At 40.3% G+C, this 5,159-nt stretch carries 7 protein-coding genes; 6 read left to right on the top strand and 1 reads right to left on the bottom strand.

What is annotated here, in order from left to right; all coding sequences use genetic code 11:
• Nucleotides 1-428: IS110 family RNA-guided transposase (locus L4D05_RS23815; protein WP_428795471.1), on the bottom strand; the 428-nt coding region annotated here is incomplete at its 3' end.
• Nucleotides 429-534: 106 nt separating this feature from the next.
• On the opposite strand from L4D05_RS23815, the gene L4D05_RS23810 reads away from it, so the two are divergent.
• The 6 genes from L4D05_RS23810 to L4D05_RS23785 form a co-directional block, all read left to right on the top strand.
• Nucleotides 535-882, top strand: coding sequence for an SH3 domain-containing protein (locus L4D05_RS23810; protein WP_428795470.1), 348 nt, complete (start codon nucleotides 535-537; stop codon nucleotides 880-882).
• A 128-nt stretch (nucleotides 883-1,010) separates the two neighbouring features.
• A complete protein-coding gene (locus L4D05_RS23805) occupies nucleotides 1,011-1,490 on the top strand; it encodes a hypothetical protein (RefSeq protein WP_428795469.1) in 480 nt (159 codons plus the stop codon).
• Between the two features lie 540 nt (nucleotides 1,491-2,030).
• On the top strand, nucleotides 2,031-2,411 hold the full coding sequence (locus L4D05_RS23800; RefSeq protein WP_428795468.1) for a GFA family protein: 381 nt from the start codon (nucleotides 2,031-2,033) through the stop codon (nucleotides 2,409-2,411).
• Between the two features lie 152 nt (nucleotides 2,412-2,563).
• Nucleotides 2,564-3,094 (top strand): GNAT family N-acetyltransferase, encoded by a 531-nt coding sequence (locus L4D05_RS23795; RefSeq protein ID WP_428795467.1) that lies wholly within the window; start codon nucleotides 2,564-2,566, stop codon nucleotides 3,092-3,094.
• Nucleotides 3,095-3,227: 133 nt separating this feature from the next.
• On the top strand, nucleotides 3,228-4,688 hold the full coding sequence (locus tag L4D05_RS23790; RefSeq protein WP_428795466.1) for a P-loop ATPase, Sll1717 family: 1,461 nt from the start codon (nucleotides 3,228-3,230) through the stop codon (nucleotides 4,686-4,688).
• 158 nt (nucleotides 4,689-4,846) lie between these two features.
• The coding region (locus tag L4D05_RS23785) for a GFA family protein (protein WP_428795465.1) at nucleotides 4,847-5,159 on the top strand (313 nt) is incomplete at its 3' end.

Raw genomic sequence — 5,159 nt, 5'->3', positions numbered from 1 at the left:
AGCCCTCTGAGTTGATTGATGGTTGCGGTTCTTGTTTTAATTAACCCCTGACGAATACGATGCAGGCAAAGTACCGCTTGTTGCTCTTCACTTTTTATAGAGACAAATCGTGTTTTGGGTCTAGATACTGCTTCGCAGATAGCTTCAGCATCATTGGCATCGTTCTTTTCATTTTGTCGATATGGAATAACGAATTTGGACGCCATGATTTTAGGGTTATGACCGAGTTTACGTAACTCCCTTGCCCAGTGGTGCGCACCAGAGCAAGCCTCCATCCCGATGAGGCAGGGTGGTAAATTGGCGAATGTGTCTAAGAGTTTGTTTCTTTTGATAGTTTTGCGTAGGACGCACTTGCCATATGCATCAACGCCGTGAATACTGAACACATTCTTGGCGAGGTCAACGCCAATAGTTTGAATGGTGGACATGGTAACCTCCAGTTCTTCAGCGTGTAACGAGTAAGTATGGCACGCAGAGTGTCAGGTAGAGGGAGTCCATATCATTCGTTAGGTGAACAGCGCAGTAAGGAGCAGTATGCGTTACAAGGTAGTTGAAAGTTATACGGATAATCCAGAACATCCTATCCAAATCGTGTCTGGTGAGTTGCTTCAATTTGTTGAAGAATCGAACTCTAAAGGAGATTGGGCTAACTGGGTTTTTTGCCGTGGTGAAAATAAACTGGGTTGGGTACCTAAGCAAATTCTTGATATACAAAATCAAAATGTAGAGGTTTTGCAAGATTATCACGCTATTGAGCATGAGCTTTCATTAGGCGAAATCCTCGTACCAGAATTTGAGTTAAATGGTTGGATTTGGTGTGAGAAAGTGGGTAGTGAAGGCAAATTTGCATGGGCACCGCTTAATCACTTAGAGCGTGAGTAAGTTCACCTAACAAACTACTCAAGTGGACGCCATAAGCTTGGCGGTTTTGGTTTAAAGTTAAGTGCGCTTGGTTAGTTGGTCGTTAGCGCCACTTAGCAGGGCGTTATATGCCATTCGAGGAGATATCATTGACTACTGCCTTTGCATTGCTAATCGGTTTTGTATTTGTAATGCCATTTTTAGTGTTACTCCATGAGATTGGTCATGCCATTCCAATTTTAATTACTGGCGAAAAAGTTCAAATCACATTAGGAAGTTCTGATTTTGTATCTTCGTTATCTATCGGTGGGCTATCAATTCAAAGTAGTTTGATACCTTTAAATGTTGGTTATTGTTCAACACAAGCTGAGCTTACAAAAGCAGTGAACATAGTATCAATAATTGGTGGACCTATTGTTTCAGCTCTTTGTGCCGCGATATTGTTTGCATTGAGTAGAATACTTGAAGGTCAAATAATAGTATTTTTAGTGCGATTCGGCGCTTGGTTTTCCGTATTCCAGTTCCTTTTAACAATTGCTCCTATTCAATACGGAGAGTGGTTTTTAGGTTATGCGGGGGTTGATAGTGACGGGTTGAGGCTTATCAAACTTATGCGCACAGGCATATAACAATCGGTTCAAGTGGATTCGTAACGCTCGGCACTTTTGGTGTCAATTTTGGCTTGTGTGATTACGGTGTTTAAATTTGGTTCGGTGGTGCGTCACTCACCACTTAACCGGGCGTTAGCTTTCACGGTTTAGTTTATTGGTGTACGGGTTCATCGTTCTAGCTTTACACCTGTTCTTTAGTGGTAACCTCACATCTCTTGTGTGCTTTTTCTTTGCTACTGAGTCATTTACGTTTAATTGAAAATTGGCGTATGTGGTTGTTGGCTTAGTGGCAAACTTTGAGTTGCCTCTGAGTTTCGTCAACTCGGGCTACGAATTTTTGGACAGTTCAACTCTGTCCCGTCATGTTGGTCATTGGTTTTGAGGTGAGAGCGTTACTTCAAAGCCTTGGTGAGCAACGCTGGCATTATTGCACGAAAAAGCTAACAAACTGCTCAAGTGGACGCCATAAGCTTGGCGGTTTTGGTTTGAAGTTAAGTGCGCTTGGTTAGTTAATCGTTAGCGCCACTTAGCAGGGCGTTAGCAGTGATAGGAGAAATAATGGATTACAAGGGTACGTGTCTCTGTGGTGCAGTAGGTCTAACTATCAACTCCGGTATTGAAGGAGTCATTTGTTGTCACTGCAAAATGTGTCAGAAAGCACATGGCAGCGCCTTCGCTGTATTTGGTTTGGTACGTTACGAAAGCGTCAATGTAGTAGGCAGTCATCACTTAACCGAACATAAGTCATCAATTGGTGTTACGAGAACGTTTTGCAAACACTGTGGCTCTAATTTCAGTTGGTCTGATTCAAGTAGTTATAACGACGGCTATTTTTCTTTTTCACTTTCCTTGCTAGACACGAACTACTCTCCAAGCAATGTGGAGCATGTGTATAAGCTAAGTGCGCCAAACTGGGAAAAGTGCTTACGAGAGCTTTGAGAACACTGCTAACAAATTGTTCAAGCAGACAGCTAACCGTCGGCGATTTTGGTTTAGTTGAGTTTAGTGATTATGGTGGCCTTGTTTTAGTGCCGTGGTCGTTAGCTGCTACTTAACAAAGCGTTATATGCCTTAATGGGATTTTGGAGAATATGGAAACAGACAGACTTAAACTACTACCACCTTCAATGGAACATCAACCTCTGATGCTTGAAGCAATATTAGAAAGCCAAGACGAACTTGTTGTCTACCTTCCTTGGGTTCCTAACGCGCTAACAGAAGCCGAATCAATTGAAAATACACAACAAGCTATCAATAACTTTGAAAACTTTGAAGGTGAGTTGCGTTATTCAATCATAGAAAAAAGTACAAAGCGTTTTCTTGGTGCAATAGGGTTAATCATCCGTGATAAAACGATACCGTACTTTGAAATAGGTTACTGGATGCGTAGCTCAAGTGTTGGCAATGGTTTCATTTCTGAAGCCGTGAAAGCATTAGAGTCATATGCGTTTAGTGCGCTCAACGCTAACCGAGTTGAAATAAAAGCTGCAGAACACAACCTGAAAAGTCGAGCGGTAGCAGAGCGTTGTGGGTATATTTTTGAGGGAGTTTTACGTAATGACCGAAGATTGCCGTCAGGAGAGTTGAGTGGAACTGCAGTTTATTCGAAAACAGGCATATAACAAATTGTTCAAGCAGACAGCTAACGTTTGGCGATTTTGGTCTGGTTAGGTTTAGTGATTACGGTGGTCTTGTTTGGGGCAGTGGTAGTTAGCTGCTACTTAACAAGGCGTTAGCAGTATAAAGAGGATTAGGATGATAGTTGTAAATATCAGAGATACTAAGTTGTTTGGAAATGAAGCTGGAGAGGACGAAGATTTAGATGTTCTTAACTCTTACTACATTGATAATGATGAATTCTATGATTTCTTTGATTCAGAGAATAGATTAAGCGTTGTAAGTGCCAGAAAAGGAATGGGTAAGTCCGCTCTGCTTTCTCGCCTAGAGTACAAATTAAAAAATGATTCTGAATATGATGAACCAATAGTAATAAGGGTTACAGGAAATGAATTGCTGGGCTTAGGTGATTTCTCTTCAAAAGATCAAGCATACCTAGAAAACTATTGGAAAAGAATTATTTGTAAAAAAGTAATCATCGAGATAGGAAGTCAGATCGGCTTTGCCTTGTCCAGCGATGAGATTGCAATGGTGGAAAGTGCTGAGCTAGATGGTTTAAAAAGCAAAAACTTTATTGGTGGGCTATTGGCAAGAGTTAAAGGGAAAATCCCTTTGGTCAATGCAGAACTAAAAGACAATATCCCAGACAACTTAGAAAGTCTTCTTTCAAATTACCAAGCTAAAAATGAAAACTCGAAAGTTTGGATTCTGATCGATGATATAGACTCAAAGTACGTAGACACGGAAGATTATCAGGCGAGAGTTGGTTCTTTTTTTAGTGCAATACGTTCATTGGCATTCAATACCAAAAATCTAAATATACGTTCAACAGTGAGGTCGGATGTGTGGTTAAATTTGCGGCATTTAGAAGACCTTGATAAATGGGAACAATACATAATTGAGATTGTTTGGACTAACCGGCATATGAGAGATATGTTAGCGAATAAGATTTTGTCATATGTAAAAAGAAATCATCCTGGCTCTGATGAAGCTAAGCTCTCTTATACAAGTAATTATGGTCGCCTTTTTCAAATTGTATTTGATACGCCAATCGAATGGAAAGGTAAAACAGATGCTTCAATTTGGGAGGCAATAGCGGCATTTTCCAATAAACGTCCAAGGTGGATGGGACAACTATGTCGTATGTCTGCCATTCAATCTAAGCGATCAAACTCTCGAAATCGTAAAATTCAGTTCCGTCATATTGATGAAATCCTAGAAAGCTTCGGAAAAAACCGTAAGCATGATTTAATTAAAGAGCATAAACATCAGTTCTCTGAACTTGATGCATTAATTGATTGCTTTAGGGCGAGGGATAAAGAATATACGTACAACGAACTAAACGACGTGATTGAAACTCACTATATTAGAGGGCGGGATAGTGATGACATTCCGACAGTAGATGGTATCAAATATAAATCTGCGGAAGATCTAGGTGCGTTTCTTTATAAGCTTGGTTTAATTTCGCATAAGCAGGATGTTAGAACATTCACACACTATTGTGATAATCCTGATTTGTTCAAAACAATCGAAAATAGAGAAAATAAACTTGTGTGGGCTATACACCTTTCATATAGAAAATTCTTAAATATTCGCTAGTTATACTGCTAACAAACTGTTTAAGAGTGATTCGCAACGCGTTGCATTTTTACTATGCGTTGCGTTTGGTGTTTAAGGTGGTATGCGGAGGCTTCGGTATTGCGTTGCTCACACCTTAACAGGGCGTTATGCATACTATTTAGTTTTGGAGAACCAAAATGAAAGGAAGCTGTTTGTGCGGTGATGTTTCGTTTGAACTGTTGAGCGAACTACCGTCCATCTATCAATGCCATTGTTCCCTATGCCGAAAAGTTTCAGGTTCTTCGTCTAATTCAGCTCTGATAGTAAAAGCGTCTAATTTTAGATGGTGCTCGGGTGAGCATTTAATTAAATCCTACTCCACCAAATCAGGCTTCAAGTCGGAGTTCTGTACTCAATGTGGTAGTCCAGTTCCTAATTTGACTACCAGTGGTGACTCATATTGGGTACCAGCAGGCTTAATAACAGATGTTACTAATACAAGTGTATCGG

Origin of the sequence: Vibrio nomapromontoriensis, assembly GCF_050337205.1 — a bacterium.
In the GTDB taxonomy this organism is placed as follows: Bacteria; Pseudomonadota; Gammaproteobacteria; order Enterobacterales; family Vibrionaceae; genus Vibrio; species Vibrio nomapromontoriensis.
Note: the sequence above shows the minus strand (reverse complement) of the source record. Positions and strands in the feature narration are given on the sequence as shown.

Excerpts from the sequence above, each read along its gene's own strand:
- L4D05_RS23810 (WP_428795470.1), top strand. The coding sequence starts at position 535 with ATGCGTTACAAGGTAGTTGAAAGTTATACGGATAATCCAGAACATCCT.
- L4D05_RS23800 (WP_428795468.1), top strand. The coding sequence starts at position 2,031 with ATGGATTACAAGGGTACGTGTCTCTGTGGTGCAGTAGGTCTAACTATC.
- L4D05_RS23795 (WP_428795467.1), top strand. The coding sequence starts at position 2,564 with ATGGAAACAGACAGACTTAAACTACTACCACCTTCAATGGAACATCAA.
- L4D05_RS23790 (WP_428795466.1), top strand. The coding sequence starts at position 3,228 with ATGATAGTTGTAAATATCAGAGATACTAAGTTGTTTGGAAATGAAGCT.